Source organism: Microbacterium sp. IO18, assembly GCF_049099505.1.
GTDB lineage: Bacteria > Actinomycetota > Actinomycetes > Actinomycetales > Microbacteriaceae > Microbacterium > Microbacterium aurugineum.
Genome location: NZ_JBMJAF010000001.1, coordinates 2,345,665 through 2,369,015, shown reverse-complemented (window position 1 = coordinate 2,369,015; position 23,351 = coordinate 2,345,665). Strand labels below are relative to the sequence as shown.

General features: G+C 68.5%; 26 protein-coding genes. 13 read left to right on the top strand and 13 right to left on the bottom strand.

The window, feature by feature from the left end:
- Nucleotides 1-198: 198 nt before the first annotated feature.
- The 5 genes from ACLF6J_RS11290 to ACLF6J_RS11270 are packed head-to-tail and all read right to left on the bottom strand — an operon-like array spanning nt 199 to nt 5,413.
- Nucleotides 199-1,038: an ABC transporter ATP-binding protein gene (locus ACLF6J_RS11290; protein ID WP_047523970.1), complete on the bottom strand. Its 840-nt coding sequence runs from the start codon at nt 1,036-1,038 to the stop codon at nt 199-201.
- The gene (locus ACLF6J_RS11285) at nt 1,031-1,849 is read right to left on the bottom strand and encodes an ABC transporter ATP-binding protein (RefSeq protein ID WP_134352552.1); all 819 of its coding nucleotides are present in this window, start codon (nt 1,847-1,849) and stop codon (nt 1,031-1,033) included. The genes ACLF6J_RS11290 and ACLF6J_RS11285 overlap by 8 nt, the downstream gene beginning before the upstream one ends.
- Complete coding sequence (locus tag ACLF6J_RS11280) at nt 1,846-2,757, bottom strand: ABC transporter permease (RefSeq protein ID WP_134352553.1); 912 nt, start codon at nt 2,755-2,757, stop codon at nt 1,846-1,848. The genes ACLF6J_RS11285 and ACLF6J_RS11280 overlap by 4 nt, the downstream gene beginning before the upstream one ends.
- Nucleotides 2,754-3,815, bottom strand: coding sequence for an ABC transporter permease (locus ACLF6J_RS11275; protein ID WP_134352554.1), 1,062 nt, complete (start codon nt 3,813-3,815; stop codon nt 2,754-2,756). The genes ACLF6J_RS11280 and ACLF6J_RS11275 overlap by 4 nt, the downstream gene beginning before the upstream one ends.
- 11 nt (nt 3,816-3,826) lie before the next feature.
- Complete coding sequence (locus ACLF6J_RS11270; RefSeq protein ID WP_134352555.1) at nt 3,827-5,413, bottom strand: ABC transporter substrate-binding protein; 1,587 nt, start codon at nt 5,411-5,413, stop codon at nt 3,827-3,829.
- A gap of 204 nt (nt 5,414-5,617) precedes the next feature.
- On the opposite strand from ACLF6J_RS11270, the gene ACLF6J_RS11265 reads away from it, so the two are divergent.
- Nucleotides 5,618-6,151 carry an Lrp/AsnC family transcriptional regulator gene (locus ACLF6J_RS11265; protein ID WP_047523975.1) on the top strand — a complete coding sequence of 178 codons (534 nt, stop codon included), beginning with the start codon at nt 5,618-5,620 and terminating at the stop codon, nt 6,149-6,151.
- 13 nt (nt 6,152-6,164) lie between these two features.
- On the opposite strand, the gene ACLF6J_RS11260 is transcribed toward ACLF6J_RS11265, so the two are convergent.
- Nucleotides 6,165-6,521: a hypothetical protein gene (locus ACLF6J_RS11260; protein WP_226533924.1), complete on the bottom strand. Its 357-nt coding sequence runs from the start codon at nt 6,519-6,521 to the stop codon at nt 6,165-6,167.
- Between the two features lie 77 nt (nt 6,522-6,598).
- Between ACLF6J_RS11260 and ACLF6J_RS11255 the strand changes: the two genes are divergently transcribed.
- Together ACLF6J_RS11255 and ACLF6J_RS11250 are read left to right on the top strand one after the other, a co-directional pair.
- The gene (locus ACLF6J_RS11255) at nt 6,599-7,567 is read left to right on the top strand and encodes a hypothetical protein (protein ID WP_134352556.1); all 969 of its coding nucleotides are present in this window, start codon (nt 6,599-6,601) and stop codon (nt 7,565-7,567) included.
- Complete coding sequence (locus ACLF6J_RS11250) at nt 7,564-8,667, top strand: hypothetical protein (RefSeq protein ID WP_134352557.1); 1,104 nt, start codon at nt 7,564-7,566, stop codon at nt 8,665-8,667. Before ACLF6J_RS11255 ends, ACLF6J_RS11250 begins: the two co-directional genes overlap by 4 nt.
- 210 nt (nt 8,668-8,877) lie before the next feature.
- On the opposite strand, the gene ACLF6J_RS11245 is transcribed toward ACLF6J_RS11250, so the two are convergent.
- Nucleotides 8,878-10,203, bottom strand: coding sequence for a glycosyltransferase (locus ACLF6J_RS11245; protein WP_134352558.1), 1,326 nt, complete (start codon nt 10,201-10,203; stop codon nt 8,878-8,880).
- Between the two features lie 64 nt (nt 10,204-10,267).
- Between ACLF6J_RS11245 and ACLF6J_RS11240 the strand changes: the two genes are divergently transcribed.
- Both ACLF6J_RS11240 and ACLF6J_RS11235 read left to right on the top strand, forming a co-directional pair.
- Complete coding sequence (locus ACLF6J_RS11240; RefSeq protein WP_134352559.1) at nt 10,268-10,909, top strand: TetR/AcrR family transcriptional regulator; 642 nt, start codon at nt 10,268-10,270, stop codon at nt 10,907-10,909.
- Between the two features lie 125 nt (nt 10,910-11,034).
- Nucleotides 11,035-11,535, top strand: coding sequence for a GNAT family N-acetyltransferase (locus tag ACLF6J_RS11235; RefSeq protein ID WP_208526492.1), 501 nt, complete (start codon nt 11,035-11,037; stop codon nt 11,533-11,535).
- A gap of 85 nt (nt 11,536-11,620) precedes the next feature.
- On the opposite strand, the gene ACLF6J_RS11230 is transcribed toward ACLF6J_RS11235, so the two are convergent.
- Nucleotides 11,621-12,367, bottom strand: coding sequence for a 3-hydroxybutyrate dehydrogenase (locus tag ACLF6J_RS11230; RefSeq protein ID WP_421076882.1), 747 nt, complete (start codon nt 12,365-12,367; stop codon nt 11,621-11,623).
- A gap of 18 nt (nt 12,368-12,385) precedes the next feature.
- On the bottom strand, nt 12,386-13,747 hold the full coding sequence (locus tag ACLF6J_RS11225; RefSeq protein ID WP_131491690.1) for an MFS transporter: 1,362 nt from the start codon (nt 13,745-13,747) through the stop codon (nt 12,386-12,388).
- 106 nt (nt 13,748-13,853) lie between these two features.
- Here ACLF6J_RS11225 and ACLF6J_RS11220 point away from each other — a divergent pair, with 106 nt between their 5' ends.
- Nucleotides 13,854-14,765, top strand: a complete 912-nt coding sequence (locus ACLF6J_RS11220) for a LysR family transcriptional regulator (RefSeq protein ID WP_134352561.1) — start codon at nt 13,854-13,856, stop codon at nt 14,763-14,765.
- Between the two features lie 6 nt (nt 14,766-14,771).
- Here the strand turns inward: ACLF6J_RS11220 and ACLF6J_RS11215 are convergent, their stop codons facing one another.
- Nucleotides 14,772-15,275 (bottom strand): GNAT family N-acetyltransferase, encoded by a 504-nt coding sequence (locus ACLF6J_RS11215; RefSeq protein ID WP_131491688.1) that lies wholly within the window; start codon nt 15,273-15,275, stop codon nt 14,772-14,774.
- Nucleotides 15,268-15,552: a DUF1778 domain-containing protein gene (locus tag ACLF6J_RS11210; RefSeq protein ID WP_047521454.1), complete on the bottom strand. Its 285-nt coding sequence runs from the start codon at nt 15,550-15,552 to the stop codon at nt 15,268-15,270. The genes ACLF6J_RS11215 and ACLF6J_RS11210 overlap by 8 nt, the downstream gene beginning before the upstream one ends.
- A 121-nt stretch (nt 15,553-15,673) precedes the next feature.
- Between ACLF6J_RS11210 and ACLF6J_RS11205 the strand changes: the two genes are divergently transcribed.
- Genes ACLF6J_RS11205 through ACLF6J_RS11175 form a run of 7 tightly spaced genes read left to right on the top strand, consistent with a single transcriptional unit; the run spans nt 15,674 to nt 21,311 of the window.
- The gene (locus ACLF6J_RS11205) at nt 15,674-16,369 is read left to right on the top strand and encodes a DUF1684 domain-containing protein (protein ID WP_134352562.1); all 696 of its coding nucleotides are present in this window, start codon (nt 15,674-15,676) and stop codon (nt 16,367-16,369) included.
- Between the two features lie 28 nt (nt 16,370-16,397).
- A complete protein-coding gene (locus tag ACLF6J_RS11200) occupies nt 16,398-17,894 on the top strand; it encodes an ABC transporter substrate-binding protein (RefSeq protein WP_134352563.1) in 1,497 nt (498 codons plus the stop codon).
- Nucleotides 17,895-17,946: 52 nt separating this feature from the next.
- On the top strand, nt 17,947-18,516 hold the full coding sequence (locus ACLF6J_RS11195; RefSeq protein ID WP_421076881.1) for an ABC transporter permease: 570 nt from the start codon (nt 17,947-17,949) through the stop codon (nt 18,514-18,516).
- 5 nt (nt 18,517-18,521) lie between these two features.
- A complete protein-coding gene (locus ACLF6J_RS11190; protein ID WP_421076880.1) occupies nt 18,522-18,908 on the top strand; it encodes an ABC transporter permease subunit in 387 nt (128 codons plus the stop codon).
- On the top strand, nt 18,905-19,765 hold the full coding sequence (locus ACLF6J_RS11185; protein WP_134352565.1) for an ABC transporter permease: 861 nt from the start codon (nt 18,905-18,907) through the stop codon (nt 19,763-19,765). The genes ACLF6J_RS11190 and ACLF6J_RS11185 overlap by 4 nt, the downstream gene beginning before the upstream one ends.
- Entirely contained in the window at nt 19,762-20,559 is a 798-nt protein-coding gene (locus ACLF6J_RS11180; RefSeq protein ID WP_134352566.1) for an ABC transporter ATP-binding protein, read from the top strand. Before ACLF6J_RS11185 ends, ACLF6J_RS11180 begins: the two co-directional genes overlap by 4 nt.
- Nucleotides 20,556-21,311, top strand: coding sequence for an ABC transporter ATP-binding protein (locus tag ACLF6J_RS11175; RefSeq protein ID WP_047521428.1), 756 nt, complete (start codon nt 20,556-20,558; stop codon nt 21,309-21,311). Before ACLF6J_RS11180 ends, ACLF6J_RS11175 begins: the two co-directional genes overlap by 4 nt.
- A gap of 11 nt (nt 21,312-21,322) precedes the next feature.
- Here the strand turns inward: ACLF6J_RS11175 and ACLF6J_RS11170 are convergent, their stop codons facing one another.
- On the bottom strand, nt 21,323-21,724 hold the full coding sequence (locus ACLF6J_RS11170) for a DUF779 domain-containing protein (RefSeq protein WP_208526493.1): 402 nt from the start codon (nt 21,722-21,724) through the stop codon (nt 21,323-21,325).
- Nucleotides 21,725-21,788: 64 nt separating this feature from the next.
- A complete protein-coding gene (gene exaC / locus ACLF6J_RS11165) occupies nt 21,789-23,339 on the bottom strand; it encodes an acetaldehyde dehydrogenase ExaC (RefSeq protein ID WP_131491681.1) in 1,551 nt (516 codons plus the stop codon).
- Nucleotides 23,340-23,351 lie beyond the last annotated feature (12 nt).

Sequence of the window (23,351 nt, the reverse complement as noted above, 5' to 3'; positions counted from 1 at the left end):
ACGTGTCTGCCCCAGGATTCCCGATTGGAGTCCGGAAGGCAGACAACCTGCACAGTCTAGCGGATTGCGCCCCGGGCTGCTGAACGGAGCCCCCTGTGCGAAAACGGAGAGCAGCCGCGCGTGGGGCGGCGTGTCCGGGCGAGGCGCGCCGCCCCGCCCGCGGTTCGTCTCCGTTTCGGCCGCCCCGTCCCCAAAGGATCAGTACGTGACCGGCGGTACTTCCGCCCACACGGTGCGGTCGTCGACCGAGGGCGCTGCGGGGATGCGTCCGGCCCCGTCCGGTTCCGGGATCGCCGCCAGCAACGCCTGCGTGTAGGGATGCTGCGGTGCGGCCCACAGCGGCGCCGTCGGCCCCGATTCCAGCACACGACCACCGAACATCACGTGGGTCCGGTCGGCGATGCGTCGCACCACCGCGAGGTCGTGCGAGATGAACAGCATCCCCGCTCCCGACTCCGCGACCAGGTCGCGCATGAGCCGGGCGACGCTCGTCTGCGTCGAGGCGTCGAGGGCGGAGATCGGCTCGTCGGCCACGAGGAGCGACGGCCGCGCAGCCAACGCCCGCGCGATCGCGAGGCGCTGCTTCTGCCCGCCCGAGAACTGGTGGGGGAAGCGCGTGCTGACCTCGGTCGGCAGCCCGACGCGGTCGAGCCATTCGTCGACGGTCGATCCGGCCTCGCCGCGGGCCCGTGCCGTCGCGATGCCGTCCGCGATCTGGTCGCCCACACGCCGTCGGGGGTTCAGCGACGTGGACGGGTCCTGGAACACCATCTGGATACCGGTCATCGCGGTGGGTCGACGACGGATGCCGAGCGGGGCGACGGGCACATCGCGGAAACGGACGGCACCGCCCGCGATCTTCTCGATGCCGACGACGGCGCGGGCGAGGCTCGACTTCCCGCTTCCGGACTCGCCGACGAGAGCCACGGTCTCCCCCGCGGCCACGCTGATCGACACGCCGTTCACGGCGACGACGGGCGGATTTCCCGGGTAGCGCACGACCACGTCCTGCGCGTCGAGGACGGCGACCTCACTCATCTGCGGACTCCTGTTCCGGTGCCTCGTCGACCCGCGAGCCCGGCAGGGCCGCGAGCAGCATGCGCGTGTAGTCGTGCTGAGGATCGAGGAAGAGCGTCTCCCGGTCGGCGAGCTCGACGATCCGCCCGTCCTTCATGACGGCCACCCTGTCGGCGATCGCGCTCATCACGCCCAGGTCATGCGTCACGAGCAGCACCGCGAGGTTCCGCTCGACCGCGAGGTCGCGCAGCAGCTTCAGGAGGCCAGCCTGCACCGTGACGTCGAGGGCCGTCGTGGGCTCGTCGGCCAGCAGCACCTCGGGGTCGCACGCGAGGGCGCACGCGATCGCGATGCGCTGGCGCTGTCCGCCGGAGAACTGATGCGGATAGCGTTTCAGCGCCTCGGCGGGATTCGGCACCTGCACGGTCTCGAGCAGCTCCACCGCCCGCGCCCGTGCGGCGGCGCCCGTGAGCCCGAGATGCACACGCATGTGATCGGTGAGCTGACGGCCGACCGGAAGCTGCGGGTGCAGCGAGGCGGACGGATCCTGGAACACCATGGCGATCCGCTTGCCCCGCACGCGGTTGAGCGCACGTCGACGCAGGCCGACGAGCTCTTCGTCCCCGAGCAGGATCGATCCCCCGGTGCGCGCCTGCCGCGGCAGCAGCCCCAGCACGGCGAGCGAGGTGAGGGTCTTGCCGGATCCGGATTCCCCCGCGAGCCCCTGGACACGACCCGCCTCGAGTTCGAGCGAGACGCCCTTCACCAGCGGACGGCCGATGTCGATCGTGAGGTCGCGGATGCGCAGGACCGTGGCTCCCTGTGCGCTCATGCCGTCGCCCCCGTCGCCGATGCCGCGTGCTCGTCGGCCTTCTCGTGCGTGATCTCCGCGGTCGGGTCGAGCACGTCGCGCATCGCGTCACCGAGGAAGTTGAACGCCAGCACGACCGTGAGGATCGCGAGGCCGGGGAACACCCCGAGCCACCAGGCGTCGAAGTTCTGCATCGCTGCGGAGATCATCGACCCCCACTCCGCCGTCGGCGGCTGTGCACCGAGACCGAGGAACGAGAGTCCGGAGAGGAGGAGGATGGCCGCGCCGATGTCGAGCGTGGCGAGGACCAGGATCGGGCCGGCGATGTTCGGCAGGATGTCGACGACCAGCGTGCGCACCGGCGAGTGTCCGAGGAGCCGGCCCGCGATCACGTAGTTCTGCCCACGCAGCCCCAGCACGATGCTCCGTGTGACACGCGAGTACTGCGGCCAGGACACGACGATCGCGGCGATCACCGCGTTGAAGAGGGAAGGTCCGAGCGAAGCCGCGACCACCATGGCCAGGATCACCGTCGGGAACGCCATGAAGAGATCGGTGATGCGCATCAGGGTCTCGTCGACCCAGCCACCGAAGTACCCGGCGACGGCGCCGATGACCGTGCCGATGATCATGGCGGCGATCACGAGCATGAGCGCGAGCGGAAGGCTCACCGTCGCGCCCGTCATCAGCCGGGAGAAGATGTCGCGGCCGTTGCCGTCGGTACCGAGAAGAGTCTCGATCCCCGGCGGCTGCAGACGGGGTAGCACCTGCGCGTTCGGCGGATACGGCACCCACCACTGGGCGGTGAAGGCCACGATGACCCAGGCGCCCGCGATCACGGTGCCGATGATGCCGAGCGGGGTGCGCCAGGCTCGGGGCCAGCGGAAGCGGAAGCGACCGGCCGGGGTGGCGGCGGCGATGCGGCTCATGCGATCCTCACTCTCGGGTCGAGCACGCCGTAGAGGATGTCGACGATGAAGTTGATGAGGAGGTAGATGATGCCGACCACGAGACCGACCCCCATGATGCCGGGCAGATCGAGGTTCGCCGCCGAGTTGTACGCGTAGGTACCCAGTCCCGGCCAGGCGAACACGGACTCGACGAGCACCGTGCCCGAGAGCAGGGCTCCGAACGCGACGCCCACGACCGTGAGGATCGGCAGCGAGGCGCCCCGCAGGACGTAGCCGACGATCACGCGCATGGCCGGGAGCCCCTTGGCCCGGGCGGCGCGCACGTAGTCGCTCCCCAGGACCTCGAGCACCGAGGTGCGGATGAAGCGGGTCAGCAGGCCGATCGTCACGAGCGAGAGCACCATGACGGGGAGGGCGAGGTGCGCGAGGGCGTCGAAGAACCCGACCGCGTCTCCGTTCAGGAGATAGTCGACCGTGTAGAGCCCGGTCACGCGCGGCGGCGGGGTGATCGACGGCGAGATGCGCCCGGAGCCCGGCGCGATCCGCAGCTCCAGGAAGAAGACGTAGAAGCTGACGAGCGCCAGCCAGAACGTCGGCACGCTCAGGCCCACCAGCGTGACCACGCGGATGACCTGGTCGGTGACCAGTCCGCGACGGTAGGCGGCGAGGGTGCCGAGCACGATGCTCACCGCGAGACTGACGATGATCGCACCGATCGCGATCTCGATGGTCGCCGGCACCGCGGTGGCGAGGTCGCTGGTGACCGGGCGTCCGGTCACCAGCGACGTGCCGAGGTCTCCGCGGAGCAGATTCCCCATGTAGATGAAGTACTGCACGAACAGTGGCTGGTCGAGACCCTGCTCCCTGATGAACGCTTCGCGCGTCGCGGGGTTCTGCGACGCGCCCTCACCGAGCGCGGCCGAGACCGGGTCCCCCGGCACCAGGTTGGTGAGCGCGAACGTGACGATCGTCACGCCCACCAACAGGAGCAGGGAGGTGCCGGCCCGCCGCAGCAGGTATCCGACCAGAGGCGATCGACGCCGCTGCGCCTGCCTCTGCACCGCCACTGTCGTCATGAGATGTCCGCTCAGCCGGCCGGCGTGATCTCGGCGATGTCCATCTCCCACACGGAGTTGTACACGGCGCCCTTCACGCTGTCGGCGGAGGAGATGTTGCGACCGGGGACGATCATCGGGACGAACGGCCCCTCGGCCTGCATGGCCTCGGCGAACTCCGTGAAGGCGGCCGTGCGCTGGTCGGCGTCGGTCGCGGCAGCGGCACCGGCGGCGATCCCGGCGATCTCCGGGTTGGCCTCTGCGGCCCAGCCGGCGCGCAGGCCGACCTTCAGCCCCGGACCGAACGGAAGGAAGTTCGCGGAGTCCGCGTAGTCGGGGCCCCAGAACCAGAGGCCGAAGCCCTCGGTGCCGTTGACGTAGGCGTCGAGCTCGGTCGCGAACGGCGCGGGGGCGAGGTCGACCGTGATGCCGGCGTCCTTGAGCTGCGCCTGGATGCGCTCGGCGAGGGGCGTGAACTCCACGCCGCCGACCGGGTAGTCGTTCGGGAACTGCAGCTTCAGCGTCTGGCCGGTGTAGCCGGCTTCTTCGAGTGCGGCCGCGGTCTTGTCGAGGTCCTGCTCCACGCCGCTGTCGAGCGCGCCCTCGAATCCGGGCGGGATGACACCGGTCGCCTGCACGGATCCGGCTCCGGCCAGCTCCAGCAGTGCGTCGTAGTCGAGTGCGTAGCGGATGGCCTCGGCGATCTTGACATTCGCCAGGTCACCGGCGACCGCTTCGGACTGGTTCAGCAGCAGGAAGATCGTCTGGCCGGAGGGGACCGAGTCGACCGTGATGCCGTCGCCGAGACCGGCCACCTGGTCGCCGTTCAGGTCCATCGCGACCATGGAGTCGCCACCCTTGAGGTTGGCGAGCTGCGTGGCGCTCTCCGACACGTTGCGCACGACCACGCGCTTGTAGTCCGATGCCTCGTCGCCGTTGTACTCGTCGTTCTTCGTCAGGACGACCTGCGAGCTGAGGTCGAGGGTGTCGAGCACGAAGGGCCCGGAGCCCGCGGAGGCACCGTCGAGGAACTTCTGCGCCGAGTCGGTGCCGTCGGTGGCGCCGCCGTTCTCGAGCACGACATCGGAGTTGACGATGCCCAGGGCGGGGTTCGCGAGGATCGCGGGCAGCTGCAGCAGCGGGGTCTCGGAGGTGAAGCGGATCGTCTTGTCGTCGACCTCGGTGATGGTCAGGCCGCCCAGGAGGAAGTTCGGCTTGGCGTCTTCCATGCCCTGAATGCGCTGCAACGAGAAGACGACGTCCTTGGCCTCGATCGGCGTCCCGTCGGAGAAGACGCGGTCGCCCTCGAGCGTGAACGTGAACTCGGTGGCCTCGTCGTTCTGCTCCCACGAGGCGAGCCCGGGAACGGGGGTCGAGACATCGGAGCCCTCGAAGTCGACGAGGGTCTCGTACAGTGCCTTCGCGATCATGTTGCCGGTCGGGTCGTAGGTGTGACCCGGGTCGGTGGTCTCGATCGAGAACGCGGTGTCGATGACGAGGGAGTCGGAGCCGGAGGAGTTGTCGCCGTTGTTGGCGGAGTTCCCTCCCGAGCATCCTGCGAGCGCGAGGAGCGCGACGGCTCCGAGCGCGATGACCGGCGTGATACGGCGTGACGACATGAGGGCCTCCAGAGGCGAGGAGTACATTCGGGTGAGTCGCCACCGATGTGGACGACCGTGGATCAGATTCGCATCATATGCGACGATGTGTCCAGCAAGAGTGGGTCACCTCGACACGCTCTGTCCAGAACCTCGACCGTGAGGAACAATATGTCCAGCAAGGATGCGGAACACTCGAAGCATTCTGGACGAAGTGCTGCCCCTTTGGACGAGACGGCATACAGAATCCTCGAAGTCCTCCGGGATAACGGTCGCGTCTCGATCGCGGCGCTCGCCGAGAAGATCGGAATATCGCGCGCGAACGCCTACACCCGGGTCGAGTCGCTGGTGCACGACGGCGTCATCACGGGATTCACGGCGCGTGTCGATCAGGCAAAGGCCGGGCTCTCGATCGGAGCGCTGGTGTTCGTCACCGTGATGCCCCAGGCCTGGGCGTCGTTCCGCGAGCGGGTGCTCGAGATGCCCGATGTGGAGTGGTGCGCCATCACGACCGGCGAGCACGATGCCATGCTGCTGATCCGCGCGGTCGACGTCAGCGGCGTGCACGAGTTCTCGACCGGGGTGATCGCGCAGCTTCCCGAGGTGCGAACGGTCGTCAGCGTCGTGGTGCTCGACGAGGTGATCCGCCGGCCCTATCTGCTGCCGGGAGACCTGCCCGAGCGCGACACCGAGATCCCGCTCGGGATGACGCGCTGGACACCGGCCTCACCCGGACGCGACACGTTGCCGCCGCGCTGAGGCCGGCTCGACGTCAGGCTGCGATCTCCTCGCACACGCTCAGCTGCGGGAGTCCGTGCATCTCGTAGTGCTCGACCAGACGGATGCCACCGTCGTCGGTGAGCTCGAGCTCGCTCTCGCCGTCTCCGGTCACGACCGTGCCGTCGGCCTTGAGCACGTGCACGAACGACACCCAGATCGTGTCACCGGTGCGGGTGCCCACGAACTTGCCGAACGTGACCGTGTCACCCTCGTACCCGCCCCAGATCGCGCCGTCGCGCTCGAAGTACTCGAAGATGCTCGGAGATTCCGGGTCGACCGCCGAGGTGGTGGACGAGATCATCCGGAAGCGGCGGCCGTCGAGGGAGGGGAGGGTTGCAGTCGCAGTCACACCCTCGATTATGGGGGATCCCGCCACGAGTCGTCCGTGCGAGCATCGGAGGCACTGCCCCCGGGTAGCGTGGTGGCATGGAGTGGATTTCCGATCCCTCGGCGGGGGCATGGCTGCGCGAGCGGCTCGACGCAGGTCACGAGACGATGCACGGGGTGGTCCCCCGCGGCTATGCCGCCTACGCCCGGGTGCTGCATCCCGCCGTCGCCCGGACCCTGCCGGATCGCGCGGTGCCGACGGCCGAGGAACTGGTGCGGATGCCCGAGGCGGAGCATCAGGCCCTCGTCGCCCGGTTCGTGGATGAGCCCGTCACCTGGGCGCAGACGGCAGCCGCATTCGGCACGGTCCTGCATCCGCTCGCGCAGTGGCAACGGATCGTGCGCACGCCCGCGGATGGCGACTGGGGCGTCAGGATCGCCCCCGACGGCCGCGAGTTCTCGGCCCCGATCGAGGGGGAGCTCGACCCGGACCTCCTGGCGGCGGTCGCCGAACATCTCGCCGACCACACGCAGACCCCTGACGCCGGGGTCGCAGCGCTCTGGGAGGGACGAGGCGGCCTGCTCGGGTTCGTCGGCATGTCGCCTTCTCGGGCGTTCCTGACCTTCTCGGACGACCCGAACCATCAGGCGATGCTCGATCGCAGCATGAAGGATCCGTTCAACAACGTCTTCCGCAAACCCACGTGGCAGGAGGGCATCCTGTCTCGCGAGATCTCCGAGGGGCCACGCCTTCAGCTCACCGACCGGGGCCACGTGCTGTTCTCCGCCGCCCCGAGCGCCTTCGCCGACCCGGACTGGATCCTGCACGTTCCCTGGCGCGATCACGCGGCCGAGGAGCACGGGTTCCTGCTGTCGGCGCAGAGTCCGAGCATGCTGTGGCCGGAAGACCGCTCGTGGGTCCTGGTGAGCGAGGTCGACTTCGATTCGACGATCGTGGCCGGCTCGTCCGCCCTGATCGACGCGATCTGCGCGGACGAACGCCTGGAGGCCCTGCCGATCCCCGAGGGTGCCGCGCTCACGTGGGATGCCGACACGGTGAACCGGTGACCCCGCCGCAGCTGAGCTTCGACCCGCGGCCGCTCACCGAGCCGGTCGACGCAGCATCGGTGCGCGCGTTCGCCGCGGAGCTCCGTTCCCGCCGCACTGCAGGCATGTCGGCGTCCACCGTCATCGGCATCGCGGTGGCGGTGATCGCCGCGGTCGTGATGATCCCGATCTTCGTGAGCGTGGTGCTGGCGCTGGCGTCCTTCGGAGGCTCTCCCGCCACCGCGGCCATCCCGCTGGTGCTCATCCTGCTCCTGCTCGCGGCAGTGGGGGTCATGATCTGGCTGAGCGTGCGCAACGCCCAGGCGACGCGGTACCGACTCGATCGCTTCGCCCGGGCGAACGGCATGTCGTACGAGCCGAAGATCGTCGATCCGCCTCTTCCCGGCATGATCTTCAGTCTCGGCCGCGCGCGCCAGTCGACCGATCTGATCCGGGGCACCCGGCCACGTTTCGTCGAGTTCGGCAACTACCAGTACACGGTGCAGTCGGGGAAGAACTCGACGACCTACCGCTGGGGCTACGTCGCCGTGAAGCTCGACGTGCCACTGCCGAACATCGTCCTCGATGCCAAGGGGAACAACGGTTTCGGGTCGAACCTGCCCGCGTCGTTCCAGAAGGCGCAACGCTTGTCGCTCGAGGGCGACTTCGACCAGCACTTCACCCTGTACTGCCCCGCCGGGTACGAGCGCGACGCCCTGTACCTGTTCACGCCCGACATCATGGCGCGGTTCATCGACAACGCCGCCCAGCTCGACGTCGAGATCGTCGACGACTGGCTGTTCCTCTACACGCAGCGCAAGGTATCGACCCTCGATCCCGCCACCTGGGCCTGGCTGTTCGGCGTGGTCGGCGCGCTGCTGACCAAGTTCGATCAGTGGGCGCGGTGGCGCGATGACCGGCTGATCGCGGAGAATCCGGGGGCCACGGCATCCGTCGCTCCACCGAACCAGGCACTCCCCTTCGCACCACCCGCGGGCCTGCTCACACCGCCGCCGGGTGTCGCACCGCAGGGGCGTCGTCTGAAGCGCGGCGGAACCTGGGTGCCGATCATCATCGTGATCGGGTTCATCGCGTTCTGGATCGTGAGCCGGATCATCTGACGCAGAACCGAGTGTGGGGGTGGGTGCCGGCTGGGGACCGAACTCCCACCCCATCCCCCCTCGGGATCGAAAGAAGATCGACTCTCCCTCCGCATGGCGGCTGAGCCGCCCCGCCCACGGTCAGCTGGGGACTGACGCTGCTGGGCGTATACCGAAATGGTATACCGCGAGAGGTTGCAACACGTTGCATCCATGCGTCGGAATGCGCTTTCACACGCCCTCCGCTCGACCGGCGCGGGAGCGAGTGCGGCCCCACTGCGCCGAGACCTCGTCCAGGACGCGATCGAGCGCGCGTCCTGCATCGGCCTCGCGCATGGCGGCGCCGATGCGTTCCGCGTTCGCACGGAACGCGGGCTCCGACAGGACACGCTCCACGGCACGGGAGACCTGAACCGGCGTCGCGTTGGTCGTGCGCAGGTTCACTCCGGCACCCGACCACCCGACGCGCGCCGACACCTCGACCTTGTCTTCGGTCTGGCCCGCGACCACGAGCGGGATCCCGTGGGCGAGCGCCTGCTGGACACCGCCGTAGCCACCGTTGGTGACCAGCACGTCGACCAGCGGGAGCAAGCGGTCGTAGGGCAGATACTCCGCCACGCGCACGTTGTCCGGCAGCGTGACCCCCAGGGCGTCGACCGGTCGTCCGCCCGTGGTCACCACCACGAGGACATCGGAGCCCGCGAGCGCCGTGATCGTCGGGAGGACGAGCTGCCCGAAGTCGGAGTTGGCGATCGTGCCCTGCGTGACATGCACCACGGGACGGGATCCATCGAGATCGGGCCACCACTCCGGCACGCCCGCCGTCGACGTCACGGCCGGCAACGGTCCCGCGAAGTGCACGGTCGCGGGCAGGTCGGTGCGCGGGTACTCGAACTCGGGCACGGTGAACTGCACGTAGGCGTCTGCGCGGCCGGCCCAGTCGAGCACGAAACCGCCGAGCTCACGGCCGACCGTGCGGCGCGCCATCTCGTCGGCCTCCTTCTGCACGCCCCCGAAGATCGCTCTCTCGGCGATCACACGCAGGGCGGCGTTGCGGAGGCGGCCGAACGGCCCTGGGATGGGCGCGGCCCCGAGGCCGAACGGCGCCGTGTCCCTGCTGCGCACTCCGAGCGGGAAGATACCGAGGACGACGACCGGCGGCCGTTCGTGGACGGGCATCAGCTGCAGGAGAGCACCCCCGACGAAGAGCGGCTCCGTGAGGACGGCATCGACCGGGTGGGCGTCGAGCTCGGCCTGGACGGCAGCGAGCTGCGCCGCGCCAGGACGCACGAAGAGAGTGCTCATGTCGAACCGCAGCGCGGCGGGGCCGGTGAGTCCCGCACGCTCCGGGAACGACCCGTCGGCGTCGTCGAGGTCGACGTCCGCCTCGGCAGGCAGAGCGAGGAAGCGTGCGCCTGCATCGGCCACCCGCTCGGCGTAGCGGCTGCTCGTGAGGAAGCTCACCTCGTGGCCGCGGGAGAGGAGGTGGCGCGCGACCTGCAACAGCGACAGGACATGACCGTGAGCCGGTGTGCAGGTGAGGAGGTAGCTGGACATGCCGAGCCCTTTCGCTAAGATTGAATGTACCGTCGTAGTATTCATAACACCGACAGGAAAGTCAATGGTTGAGATCGCTCCCCGCGCCTATCGATCCGAGTTGCGCGCACGCCAGGCGCTGGAGACCCGCGAGCGCATCGTCTCCGCATCCGCCCGCCTGTTCGCCACGCAGGGCTACCAGGCGACCACGATCGCCGCGATCGCTCGTGAGGCAGGGGTCTCGGCCGAGACCGTGAAGACGACGGCATCGAAAGCCGAGCTGCTCATCGCCGCTTTCGAGGTCACCTTCTCCGGCTCGGAAGGAGCGGAGACGCTCGCCGACACCGAAGTCGCGAACGGACTCTTGGATCTGCCGGACGACGTCTTCCTCGATACCGTGCTGACGCAGATCACGACCGCGAACGCGCGCGGACACGGCTTGTGGACGGTGCTGCTGGGGGCTGCGCTGTCGGATCCCGTCGTCGACGAAGCGCTCCGCCGGATCCTCGAGCACCGCAGCGCGGACTACCGGGGGCTGGTTTCGGAACTACGCCGCCGCGACCTCGCCTCACCGGACATCGACGACTCCGCAGTCGCCGATGCCCTGTCGTTCCTGCTCTCCCCCGAGAGCTACCAGCAGCTGGTCACGCAGTCGGGGTGGACGAGTGAGCGCTACGCCGAGTGGCTCCGCCGCGCCGTGCACGCCGAGATCGCCTCAGCGAGCTGACCAGCCGCCGTCCATCGTGTAGATGGTTCCCTCGAGGACCCACCCCCTTCTTCGAGGAGGAAGCTCGATCGTCGTACCCTGCTATACATGTTGCGAAGAGGGGTGTCAGCGTGTCAGAAAGATCGATGAATCTGCAGGCCGACGCCCGTGGACCGATCATCCGTCCGCGTGTTTCGAGTGACATGGCCGAATGCGCCAAGGTCCTCCGCGCAGTTCACCTGCGGGATTCGTACCCGGTCAACTGGCCCGCGGATGCCGAGAGCTGGCTCGCGGAAGTTGAGTCCGCGTGGGTTGCGGAGATCGACGGTCGGGTGGTGGGGCACGTCGCCGCGACGATATCGGACGACGACGCGAGGGTGGTGACCGTCGAACGGCTCTTTGTCGCACCTTCGGTCAATGGCCGCGGGATCGGAGCGCTATTGCTTGATGTGGCCACGGCCCATGGTGATGCGGAACTAGCGCTCCTCGCAGTGGCGGATAACGGCCACCACGCCCAACGCCTCTACCGCGAACGCGGCTGGTCTCTTCGCTCGCGCACACCGATCACCTGGGGCGGCTCGGACGCATCGAGTCTGCTCTGGTATGAGCTTCGCCGGAACGTCCGCGAGGATCCTGGCTCCGGTTGATTCCTGATCCAGGGGAGCCAACCGGTCGCAGCCCTCGCTCGACCACCTCGTGAGCGGTCGCACGCAGGGTTGGTCGTCTCGTACCTCACCGCGCCGACCAGCCACCGTCCATCGTGTAGCTCGCGCCCGTCACCATGCCCGCGGTATCGCCGGCGAGCCAGAGTGCGAGTGACGCGACCTCATGCGGTTCGACGAGCCGCTTGATCGCCGACTCGGTGAGCATCACGGTCTCGAGCACCTCACTCTCCGGGATGCCGTGCACCCGGGCCTGGTCGGCGATCTGCTTCTCGACGAGCGGCGTGCGCACGTAGCCGGGATCGATGCAGTTGCTCGTCACCCCGCGGGTGCCGCCTTCCAGCGCCGTCACCTTCGACAGGCCCTCCAGGCCGTGCTTCGCCGCGACATAGGCCGACTTGTAGGCAGAAGCGCGCACGCCGTGCACGCTCGACACGTTGATCACCCGCCCGAACCCCCGCTCGTACATCCCGGGCAGAGCGGCGCGGATGAGGAGGAACGGCGCTTCGAGCATGAGGCGCAGGATGAACGAGAACCGCTCCGGCGCGAAGTCCTCGATCGGGCTCACGTGCTGGACGCCGGCGTTGTTGACGAGGATGTCGACGTCGAGGTGCGCATCGGCCAGCGCTCCGACATCCGACAGATCGATGTGCCACGCCTCTCCCCCGATCTCCGCGGCGAGCGTCTCCGCCGCCGTGCGATCGACATCGGCCACGACGACCCACGCGCCCGCCGTGGCGAAGGCTCGGGCGCACGCCGCGCCGATCCCGCTCGCGCCGCCGGTGACGAGAGCCCTGCGTCCGTGCAGATCGGTCATGTCGTGCTCCTCCGTGGTTCAGGCCGCGGCGGTACGCGCCGCGTCCGCGTCGTCGATCGACTGCAGCGAGATGCCCTTGGTCTCCCGCAACGACAGCACGGCGACGGCGGTGACGACGCACGCGATGACGATGTAGATCGCGATCGGCAGCCAGGAGCCGAAGTCGCGCAGCCACTGGATCGCGAGGATCGGTGCGAGCGATCCGGCGAGGATCGCCGTGACCTGGGATCCGAGCGAGACGCCGGAGTAGCGCATGCGGGTCGGGAAGAGCTCGGCCATCACCGCGGGTTGCGGCGCGTACATGAACGCGTGGAAGCAGAGCCCGACCGTCACCGCGAGCACGATCAGCACCGGGTTGAGGGTGTCGAACAGCGGGAAGGCGAAGAACGCCCAGGTCGCGCTGAGGATCGCACCGGTCAGGTATACCGGCTTGCGTCCCCAGCGATCGGCGAGACGCCCGAGCTGCGGGATGATCGCGAAATGCACCACATGCGCGATGAGCAGAGCGAGCAGAAGCTGACTCGTGTCGTACTCGTGCACCGTCTTCAGATACACGATCGTGAAGCTCACCACGATGTAGTAGACGATGTTCTCGGCGAAGCGGAGTCCCATCGCCTGGAGGAGACCCTTCGGGTAGCGGCGCAGCACCTCGACGACGCCGTAGGACGTGGCCTTCTCCGCCTCGACCTGTGCCTTCGCTTCGAGGAAGATCGGCGCCTCCTCGACGTGACGACGGATGTAGAAGCCGACCAGGACGATCACAGCCGACAGCCAGAAGGCGATGCGCCACCCCCACTCGAGGAAGGCGTCGGAGGTCATCACCCAGGAGCTCACGAGGAGCACGAGCGTGGCGAGCAGATTGCCCACCGGCACGGCGGCCTGCGGCCAGCTCGACCAGAAGGAACGGGAGCGGTCGGGACTCTGCTCGGCGACGAGAAGCACCGCGCCGCCCCACTCACCGCCGACCGCGAACCCCTGGAGGAAGCGCAGCGCGACCAGTAGCGCCGGGGCCCAGTAGCCGATGCTCTGGAACCCGGGCAGGCACCCCATCAGGAACGTCGCCGCGCCCACGATGATGATCGTCGCCTGCAGGGTGGGCTTGCGGCCGAACCGGTCACCGATCTGCCCGAAGACGATGCCACCGAGCGGGCGAGCGATGAAACCGACCGCGTAGGTGACGAAGGCGGCGATGATGCCGTCGAGCGGGGAGCCGGTGGCCGGGAAGAAGTAGGTGCCGAAGACCAGGCTCGCGGCCGTGGCGTAGAGGAAGAACTCGTACCACTCCACGACCGTGCCGGCCATGGAGGCCGCGACGACGCGCTTGAGCTTCGAGGTCGGGGCCGAGGGGGCGGCGGGGGCCGCGCTCACTGAGGATGTCATGTCTGTCTCCTTCGGGTGTCGCCGGTGACACCCGCGTCCCAGTGTCAGGCACCTGCGGCTTTGCAACAACGCCCAGTGCTGCACATCGCATGTGCATAATTGCAGAATGGATGCCGCCAAGCGCCCCCGTGCCGATGATCTGCTCGTCCTCCTCGCAGTCGCGCGCACCGGGCGCTACATTAGTGCCGCCACGCATCTGGGCCTCGACCACACGACGGTCGCCCGGCGCATCGCGGCCCTCGAGGACGTGCTCGGCGGTCGCGTGGTCGCGCAGTCCGCGACGGGATGGGAGCTGACCGACCTCGGCCGATCCGCCGCGGAGACGGGAGGCCGTATCGAAGCCGCGCTGTCTCAGCTCGACAGCGGCGCCGAGACCCCCGATCCGGTCTCGGGAGTCGTCCGCATGTCGGCCACCGATGGCTTCAGCGCCTACATCGCGGCTCCCGCGGTCGCCGCCCTCCGCATCGCGCATCCGCGGCTCACGGTCGAGATCGTCGCGGCGACCCGGCGCGCTGCCGAGCATCGCGCCGGACTCGATCTCGAAGTGGTGGTGGGAGCTCCGCAGACGCGTCGCGCACACGCGGTGAAGCTCGGCACGTACACGCTGGGCATGTACGCATCCCGCGACTACCTCGCTCGGGCCGGAACACCGAGCACCGCCGCCGATTTGGAGCAGCACCACCTGGTCTACTTCGTCGACTCGATGCTGCAGGTCGATGCCCTCGATCTGCCCCGTCGACTCGTCCCCCGCATGCAGGACGGCCTCACCTCGACCAATGTCTTCGTGCACGTGGAGGCGACGCGCGCAGGTGCCGGCGTCGGGCTCCTCCCCTGTTTCGCGGCCGACCGCCATGCCGACCTCGTGCGACTGCTGCCCACGGTCTTCGCCGAGAAGCTTCCGTACTACCTGGTCGCCCGTCCGGAGTCGTTGCGTCTGCCCGCCGTCTCCGCCCTCGCCGCAGCGCTGCGCGCCCAGACGCGCGCGTCGAAGGCGATGCTCGACGGCGTGAGCGGCTGAGGTCGGTCACGCCGACAGCGTCGCCCTGGCATCCTGGGCGAGGAGGAACAGCGAGCGCTGCGCTCCGGGGAACCGTTCGAAACCGAAGCGCTCGTAGAACGGCACGACCTCATCGTTGATCGCGTGCACCAGGATGGCACGCACTCCGATGGCGTCTGCGGCTTCGAGCGCACGCATGGTCGCGTGCTGCAGGAGGGAGACGCCGAGGCCGCGTCCTGCGTACTCGCGGTCGACGGCGAGACGCCCGAGCAGCACGATGGGAACGGAGACGGGCATTCCGACCGCGAGGGGCGGAGGTCCGTCGCCACGGTCCAGCGCACTCGACGAGAGGCAGTAGTACCCCGCGACCCTCCCCTCCCGCGTCACCGAGACCATCGTGCGGGAAGCACCGCTCTTCTCGTTCGAGCGGGCCCGTCCTCGCAACCAGCTGTCGAGACTCTCCTCCCCACAGCGGAAATCGGACAGCTTGTCGCCGGCCGCGAGAGGCCGGGGTGTGCGGAACTCAGTCAACGAAGACGGATTCCCGTCTCAGCAGCTCTCGCAGACCCTCGACGGTGCGAGGCGGGCGTTCCATGACCTCGATGAAGGCATCGAACCGGACAGCATCGACGCGCAATCGACGTTCGCGTTCGATGACCTCCTGCGCCCGCTCCACCAGCACCGATGCCGAGAAGTCCGTCACGGTGCGGCCCTCGATAGCGGCTGCCTCTTCGATCGTCTCCTTCTGGTCGGCCGTGACTCGGAATTCCAGGCGGGCGCTCTTCAGCGGCGTGGTGGAAGTACTCATGAGGAGAGTGTACGGCAGATACCCGTACAGGGGTCCTCGGAATGGAGAGTGCGTCCCCCAGCGTTACCCCGGGTGACGAGGCCGACCCCGCCGCCTTCTCCATGCAAGAGAATTGAAAGTGATGCCTGAACGCGAAGAACACACCCACTGGCAGGCCGAGCGCCGCGCCGCCGTCACCTCGGCGACCGGCAACCTCGCCCTGATCGAGACCCGTTGGACCGGCGAGCGCCCCGACCTCGAGGCCGAACAGCGCGCCGCGGCCGACACGGTCACGGTGACACCGATCGAGCGCACGAACATCGAGACCGGTGAGGCCGAGCATGGGCTGCGCGTCTGGGACGCCGATGCCCCCGCCATCCGCGCCTTCGAACGCATCGACACCTACGAGTACGACCCGGCCTGGGTGCTCGAAGGGCACTTCACCCCGGTCTCCGGCGACCGCCGCGTGTCGTTCGAACACATCCGCGACAACGGTGGCACCCGCGACCTGGTCGTGCCGGGCGACATCCGCCTCGAGCTCGCGGGCCAGGAGTACACCCTGGCCGCGTTCGACGACGGCGGCACGCTGCTGCTCGTCTTCGGCGACGAGACGAACGGCGCGGAGACCTACGGATCCGGACGGTTCCTGTTCGTGCAGCTGCGGGATGACGAGGGCTCGGTGGTCCTCGACTTCAACCGCGCGTTCGTGCCGCCGTGCGGTTTCAGCGCCCAGTACAACTGCCCGCTGCCGCCGGCATCCAACCGCTTCCCCCTGCCCATCCGAGCAGGCGAGAAGAACGTCGTGTTCCGCGACGGCTTCGACATCTACGCGGCGTGACGCCGCACACTCTCACCCTGGAGCACTCATGAGAAGAACCCGCATCCTCGGCGCGCTCGGCGCCGTCGCCACGCTCGCGCTCGTGGCCGGCTGCGCGTCGGGCACGAGCGACGACGCCACCGCGAGCGAAGACGCCACGATCTTCATCGGGTCGCTGTACGAGCCGACCAACCTGAGCAACACGCAGGGCGGCGGGCAGGGCGTGACCGAGGCGCTGACCGGCAACGTCTACGAGGGGCTGTACCGGCTGACGGATGACGGTGAGGTCGAACCTCTTCTCGCCGAAGACGCCCAGGTGTCCGACGACGGCCTGACCTACACGATCACGCTCCGCGACGACGTGACCTTCCACTCGGGCGACCCGCTCACCTCCGCCGACGTGAAGTCGAGCATCGAGGCCGTCACCGCCGAAGATTCCGTGTCGGCCCGCAAGTCGAGCTTCACGACGATCGCCGACGTCGCCACCCCCGACGACAGCACCGTCGTGTTCACGCTGTCGCAGCGGTCGATCTCGTTCCTGTACAACCTCAGCTATGTCTGGATCGTGAACGACGAGGCCGGCGACATCACGAGCACGGAGGACGGCACCGGCCCCTACACGCTCGACGAGTGGAAGAAGGGTTCGACCCTCACCCTCCAGCGCTGGGACGACTACTGGGGCGAGCCCGCCAAGAACGGCGAGGTCGTCTACACGTACTTCACCGACGCGACGGCCGAGAACAACGCGCTCCTCACGGGTGAGATCGACGTCATCACCAGCGTGCAGAACCCGGACTCGCTGACGCAGTTCGACTCCGACGACTATGTCGTGAGCGAGGGCACCTCCACCACGAAGGAGCTGCTCGCCTTCAACGACCGCGTCGCGCCCTTCGACGACACGCGCGTGCGCAAGGCGGTCTACTCCGCGATCGACACGAAGAAGCTGCTCGAATCGATCTGGGGTGACTACGGCACGCTGATCGGCTCGATGGTGCCGCCCACCGATCCCTGGTACGAGGACCTCACGCAGGTCAACCCCTATGACGTCGACCTCTCGAAGAAGCTGCTCGCGGAGGCCGGCTACGCCGACGGCTTCACGTTCACGCTCGACACCCCGAGCTACGACCCTCACCCCGCGGTGGCGGAGTTCCTGCAGTCGCAGCTCGCCGAGGTCGGCATCACGGTCGAGATCAACACGATCAGCGCCGACGAGTGGTACACGAAGGTCTTCAAGGAGCAGGACTTCGAGGCCACGCTGCAGGAGCACGTGAACGACCGCGACGTGGTCTGGTACGGCAACCCCGACTTCTACTGGGGCTACGACGACGCCGACGTGCAGCAGTGGGTCGCCGACGCCGAGCAGGCCGCGACGACCGACGAGCAGACCGCTCTTCTCAAGAAGGTCAACGAGAAGATCGCCGCCGATGCCGCGAGCGTATGGTTGTACCTGTACCCGCAGATCGTGGTCGCCTCGAGCGACCTCAGCGGGTACCCGGTCAACGGCCTGAACTCGCAGTTCTTCGCCTACGACATCGTCAAGTCCTGACGTGCGTGGGGGATGCCGCGCGTCGGCATCCCCCACGTCATCCTGAGAAGCCATGCTCGCCTACCTCCTGCGCCGCCTCGCGTTCCTCGCGGTGTCGCTCGTCGTCGCGATGGTCGCGATCTTCGTGCTGCTGCGCCTTCTCCCGGGCGACCCGGCCAACGCGCTGCTCTCGGTGAACGCCACCCCCGAGCAGATCGCCGCCGCGCGCGCCCAGGTCGGCTCGGACCAGCCCCTGCTGCAGCAGTTCACCACCTGGGCGGGTCAGCTGCTCCGCTTCGATCTCGGTGAATCGTTCCTGAGCTCCCGTCCGGTCGGACCCGACATCGCCGATCGCCTCGCCGTGACGCTCCCGCTCACGCTCATCGCCTTCACCCTCGCGCTCCTCGTCTCGCTCGTGATCGGCATCACCGCGGCCGTCAAGTCCGACCGCTGGTACGGGATCGCGCTGTCGGGGTTCGCGCAGCTCGGCGTCGCCGTCCCCGTGTTCTGGGTCGGCGTCGTGCTCGTCTGGGTCTTCGCGCTCGGTCTCGGCGTGCTGCCCTCCGGCGGGTTCCCCGGAAGGAGTGGGAGGATCCGGCGGATGCGCTCCGTTCGCTCGCGCTGCCCATTCTCACCATCGTGATCGTCATGAGCGCCTCTCTCAGCCGCTACGTCCGCTCGGCGACACTCGACGTGCTCGGAAGCGACTACCTGCGCACCGCGCGCGCCGGCGGTTCCGGCATGGGAGAAGCGCTGCTGCGGCACGGGGTGCGCAACGGGGCGGTGCCCGTGGTCGCGGTGCTCGGCATCGAACTGTCGACCACGCTCCTCGGCGCGGTGGTCGTCGAGAGCGTCTTTACACTTCCCGGGCTCGGCAGCCTGCTGCTCTCGGCCATCGAGCAGCACGACTTCCAGGTGATCCAGGGCGTCCTCGTCGTCAGCACGCTCTTCGTGCTGCTGGTCGGGTTCGCCGCCGACATCGTGCAGCGTCTGATCGATCCGCGCCTGCGCACGAGCGTCTCGGGGAACCGATGAGCCGCGTCGCCGAACAGCTGATCACCGCCTCCGTACCCGTGCGCCGACGGCCGAAGGCGACCCTGGTGATCGGGATCGTCCTCACCGGCGTCATCGTGCTGATCGCGCTGGTCTCCCTGTTCTGGCTGCCCTATCCGCTCGCCGACACCAGTGGAGGCCGGCTCGAAGGCCCGAGCGCACAGCACCTCCTCGGCACCGATCGACTCGGCCGCGACCTGTTCTCGCAGCTGATGTGGGGCGCACGGATCGCGCTCATCGTCGGCACGGGCGCGGTCGCGATCGCCGCGGTCCTCGGGACGATCATCGGGCTTCTCGCCGCGTTCGCCCGCCCCTGGGTCGACGACACCCTCTCGGCTGGTCTCGACGTGGTGATCGCGTTCCCCGTGCTGCTGCTGGCGATGCTGGTCGTCGCGGTGCAGGGAGCGTCGCTGTGGTCTGCGGTGCTCGCGATCGGCCTGGCGATGTCGGCGGTCGTGGCGCGACTCACGCGTATCCTCGCGCGCCGCGTGCTGCAGGAGCAGTACATCACCGCCGCGCGCACGAGCGGCACCGGCGTGCTCGGGATCGTGTTCCAACACGTGCTGCCGAACATCGCACCCACCCTCGCCGTGAGCCTGGCGCTGCAGTTCGGTGCCGCCGTGCTGGCCGAGGCGAGCCTGTCGTACCTCGGGCTCGGGGCACCGCCGCCCAACGCTTCGTGGGGACGGATGCTGCAGGAGGCGCAGGGCACCGTGCTCACCGCACCCGTCGGTGCCATCGCTCCCGGAATCGCGATCATCGCGCTCGTGCTCGGTGTGAACTTCCTCGCCGATGGTCTGCGCGACCTCGCCGACCCGACCCGAAGGAGGAGCCGATGAGCCTCCTCGACGTCTCCGGACTCACGGTCCGCTCCGGCGCCGGCGCGCTCGTGCGCGATGTCTCGTTCTCCCTCGGGGCGGGGGAGCGCCTGGGGCTGATCGGCGAGTCCGGCTCGGGCAAGTCGCTGACCTCGATGGCCGTGACCGGCCTGCTGCCGGATGCCCTCCGCGCGTCGGGCTCGGTGCTGCTCGACGGGCACCAGGTGATCGACGCTCGCGACGCCGACCTCCGCCCGCTGCGCGGACCCGTCGCGCAGATCGTGTTCCAGGAACCGCTCACCGCGCTCGACCCCCTGATGCGGGTGGGACGACAGATCGCCGAACCGCTGCGGCGCCACCTCGGTCTGCGCGGGGCGGAGCTGAAGAGCGCCGTCGCCACGGCCCTCGACGAGGTCTCCCTCTCCGACGCCCGCATCGCGCGCGCCTACCCGCATGAGCTCTCGGGTGGTCAGCGTCAGCGTGTCGCCATCGCCATCGCCCTCGCGGCCCGCCCGCAACTGCTCATCGCCGACGAGCCGACCACCGCACTCGACGTGACCGTGCAGGACGGCGTGCTCACGTTGCTCGAACGCCTGGTCGACGAGCGGGGCATGGCGCTGCTGTTCATCAGCCATGACCTGGCCGTGGTCTCGCGCATGGTGGATCGCATCGTCGTGCTGCGCGACGGACTCGTCGTGGAAGCGGGCGCGGTGGCGCAGGTGCTGCAGGAGCCGGCCGAGCCGTACACGCGGATGCTGGTGGACAGCGCCCGCGCGCTCGATGCCTTCCTCGATGCCGGGGAGGTCGGACGATGACGCTGCTCGAAGTGCGCGGAGCCGGCTTCGCCTATGGATCGCGCCGCGTTCTCCACGACGTGTCGCTGCGCATCGACGAGGGCGACTCGTTGGGCCTCGTCGGCGAGTCGGGGGCGGGCAAGTCCACGATCCTGCGGCTGATGCTCGGGCTTGATGCTCCGCGCGACGGACGGGTGCTGTTCGAGGGCGCCCCGCTCGCCCTGCGCGACCGCGCACAGATGCGACGGTTCCGCGCGAGCGTGCAGCCGGTGTTCCAAGACCCGTACTCGTCGCTCGACCCTCGTCAGCGCATCGACCGGATCGTCGGCGAACCACTCCGCTCGCTCGGCCTGGCATCCGGCGCCGACGCGCAACGCCGCATCGCCGAGGCCCTGGACTCCGTCGGGCTTCCCGCTGACACCGCCCGCCGCTATCCGCACGAGTTCTCCGGCGGTCAGCGTCAGCGCATCGCAATCGCCCGCGCCGTGGTCTCCCGCCCGCGCGTGCTTCTCGCCGATGAGCCGGTCAGCGCGCTCGACGTGACGACGCGCGTGCAGGTGCTCGAGCTGCTCGATCGCTTGCGCCGCGAGAACGGCCTGTCGCTCGTGATGGTGTCGCACGACCTCACCGCGATCGCCTCGGCCTGTGACCGCACGCTCGTGCTGCAGAACGGTCGCGTCGTCGAGCAGGGTGCCACTTCGGCCGTGCTGCACGACCCGCAGGACCCGTACACGCGAGCGCTCGTCGACGCGGTTCCGCGGCTGCCGCGCTGAGGCGGGGCGACTCAGCCTGCCGGCGTCGCCAATCCGAAGTACGCGAGCTCCGCGTCGTCCAGCATCCGGGAGCGGATGAGGAATCGCATACCCGTCGGCCCCTCGACGCTGAACCCGGCGCCGCGACCGGGGACGACGTCGATGGTCAGGTGGGTGTACTTCCAGTACTCGAACTGCGACTGCGACATGTAGACCTCGACGGGGTCTGCGAGTCCGACATCGAGATTGCCGAGCAGCACGTCGCCCTCGCCGATGAGGAACATGCCGACCGGGAAGCACATGGGCGCGGAGCCGTCGCAGCATCCGCCCGACTGATGGAACATGAGCGGACCGTGCTGCACGGTGAGCTCGCGCACGAGAGAGGCCGCAGCCTCCGTCACATCGACCCGCTGCTGTGTGCCGCTGATGGCCACGGTTCCCCCTTCCAGAGATGGTCCGGGCGGGCGCTGAGGGAGCAGCGCCCGCCCGGGGTCGAGCTCAGAAGAAGCCCATGGGCCCTTCCGCGTACGAGACGAGGAGGTTCTTCGTCTGCTGGTAGTGGTCGAGCATCATCTTGTGGTTCTCGCGCCCCACACCCGATTGCTTGTACCCGCCGAACGCGGCGTGGGCCGGGTACTGGTGGTAGGTGTTCGTCCATACGCGTCCGGCCTCGATCGCCCGGCCCGCGCGATAGGCCGTGTCGCCACTGCGGCTCCACACACCCGCACCCAGTCCGTAGAGCGTGTCGTTCGCGATGGAGATCGCGTCGTCGAAGTCATCGAACGACGTGACCGAGAGCACCGGACCGAAGATCTCCTCCTGGAAGATGCGCATGTCGTTCGTGCCCTCGAACACGGTCGGGGCGACGTAGAACCCCTCGCTGAGATCACCGCCGAGGTCGACCCGCTCCCCTCCGGCCAGCAGTCGCGCACCGCCCTGCGTGCCGATGTCGATGTAGCTGAGGATCTTCTCCAGCTGGTCGTTCGACGCCTGCGCACCGATCATCGTGGCGGGGTCGAGCGGGTTGCCCTGCACGACCTTGCCGACGCGCTGGAGTCCGTCGGCGAGGAATCCGTCGTAGATCGACCGCTGGATGAGTGCACGCGAGGGACAGGTGCAGACCTCGCCCTGGTTCAGCGCGAACATCGTGAAGCCCTCGAGTGCCTTGTCGTAGAACGGGTCACTGGTCGAGCGCGCGACGTCGTCGAAGAACACGTTCGGGCTCTTGCCTCCCAGCTCCAGCGTGACCGGGATCAGGTTCTGCGAGGCGTACTGCATGATCAGACGACCGGTCGTGGTCTCTCCCGTGAAGGCGACCTTGCGGATGCGCTTGTGCTGCGCGAGCGGAGCGCCCGCCTCGATGCCGAACCCGTTGACGATGTTCACGACACCCGCCGGGAGCAGGTCACCGATGATGTCGAACAGGAACAGCAGGGATGCCGGCGTCTGCTCGGCCGGCTTGATCACGACGCAGTTGCCTGCGGCGAGCGCGGGCGCGAGCTTCCACACGGCCATCAGGATCGGGAAGTTCCAGGGGATGATCTGCCCGACCACGCCGAGCGGCTCATGGAAGTGGTACGCGACGGTGTTCTCGTCGAGTTGACTGATCCCGCCCTCCTGTGCCCGCAGCACACCGGCGAAGTAGCGGAAGTGGTCGACGGCGAGAGGGATGTCGGCGGCGAGGGTCTCACGCACGGGCTTGCCGTTCTCCCACGTCTCCGCGACAGCGATCTCCTCGAGGTGCTGCTCGATGCGATCCGCGATGCGATTCAGGATGACCGAGCGCTCGGCCGGACTCGTCTTCCCCCATCCGGTGAACGCCTTCCAGGCCACGTCCACGGCGCGGTCGATGTCTTCGCTCGTGCCGCGGCCGACCTCGGTGAAAGGCTTGCCGTTGACGGGGCTGATGTTCTCGAAGTACTGACCCTTCACGGGTTCGACGAACTCTCCCCCGATGTAGTGGCCGTATCGGGGACGATAGTTCGCGAGGGCGCCCGGCCGACCCGGGGCCGCGTAGGCGAGGGACACGTCTTCTTCGACGATGCTCATGGAGTCTCCTTC

Coding starts and splice junctions, on each gene's coding strand:
- ACLF6J_RS11275 (WP_134352554.1), bottom strand. CDS start 3,815: ATGACGACAGTGGCGGTGCAGAGGCAGGCGCAGCGGCGTCGATCGCCT.
- ACLF6J_RS11245 (WP_134352558.1), bottom strand. CDS start 10,203: ATGTCCAGCTACCTCCTCACCTGCACACCGGCTCACGGTCATGTCCTG.
- ACLF6J_RS11190 (WP_421076880.1), top strand. CDS start 18,522: ATGAGCGCCTCTCTCAGCCGCTACGTCCGCTCGGCGACACTCGACGTG.
- ACLF6J_RS11240 (WP_134352559.1), top strand. CDS start 10,268: ATGGTTGAGATCGCTCCCCGCGCCTATCGATCCGAGTTGCGCGCACGC.
- ACLF6J_RS11255 (WP_134352556.1), top strand. CDS start 6,599: ATGGAGTGGATTTCCGATCCCTCGGCGGGGGCATGGCTGCGCGAGCGG.
- ACLF6J_RS11210 (WP_047521454.1), bottom strand. CDS start 15,552: ATGAGTACTTCCACCACGCCGCTGAAGAGCGCCCGCCTGGAATTCCGA.
- ACLF6J_RS11175 (WP_047521428.1), top strand. CDS start 20,556: ATGACGCTGCTCGAAGTGCGCGGAGCCGGCTTCGCCTATGGATCGCGC.
- ACLF6J_RS11200 (WP_134352563.1), top strand. CDS start 16,398: ATGAGAAGAACCCGCATCCTCGGCGCGCTCGGCGCCGTCGCCACGCTC.
- exaC (WP_131491681.1), bottom strand. CDS start 23,339: ATGAGCATCGTCGAAGAAGACGTGTCCCTCGCCTACGCGGCCCCGGGT.
- ACLF6J_RS11235 (WP_208526492.1), top strand. CDS start 11,035: ATGAATCTGCAGGCCGACGCCCGTGGACCGATCATCCGTCCGCGTGTT.
- ACLF6J_RS11290 (WP_047523970.1), bottom strand. CDS start 1,038: ATGAGTGAGGTCGCCGTCCTCGACGCGCAGGACGTGGTCGTGCGCTAC.
- ACLF6J_RS11220 (WP_134352561.1), top strand. CDS start 13,854: ATGGATGCCGCCAAGCGCCCCCGTGCCGATGATCTGCTCGTCCTCCTC.
- ACLF6J_RS11205 (WP_134352562.1), top strand. CDS start 15,674: ATGCCTGAACGCGAAGAACACACCCACTGGCAGGCCGAGCGCCGCGCC.
- ACLF6J_RS11280 (WP_134352553.1), bottom strand. CDS start 2,757: ATGAGCCGCATCGCCGCCGCCACCCCGGCCGGTCGCTTCCGCTTCCGC.
- ACLF6J_RS11230 (WP_421076882.1), bottom strand. CDS start 12,367: ATGACCGATCTGCACGGACGCAGGGCTCTCGTCACCGGCGGCGCGAGC.
- ACLF6J_RS11270 (WP_134352555.1), bottom strand. CDS start 5,413: ATGTCGTCACGCCGTATCACGCCGGTCATCGCGCTCGGAGCCGTCGCG.
- ACLF6J_RS11285 (WP_134352552.1), bottom strand. CDS start 1,849: ATGAGCGCACAGGGAGCCACGGTCCTGCGCATCCGCGACCTCACGATC.
- ACLF6J_RS11180 (WP_134352566.1), top strand. CDS start 19,762: ATGAGCCTCCTCGACGTCTCCGGACTCACGGTCCGCTCCGGCGCCGGC.
- ACLF6J_RS11225 (WP_131491690.1), bottom strand. CDS start 13,747: ATGACATCCTCAGTGAGCGCGGCCCCCGCCGCCCCCTCGGCCCCGACC.
- ACLF6J_RS11185 (WP_134352565.1), top strand. CDS start 18,905: ATGAGCCGCGTCGCCGAACAGCTGATCACCGCCTCCGTACCCGTGCGC.
- ACLF6J_RS11195 (WP_421076881.1), top strand. CDS start 17,947: ATGCTCGCCTACCTCCTGCGCCGCCTCGCGTTCCTCGCGGTGTCGCTC.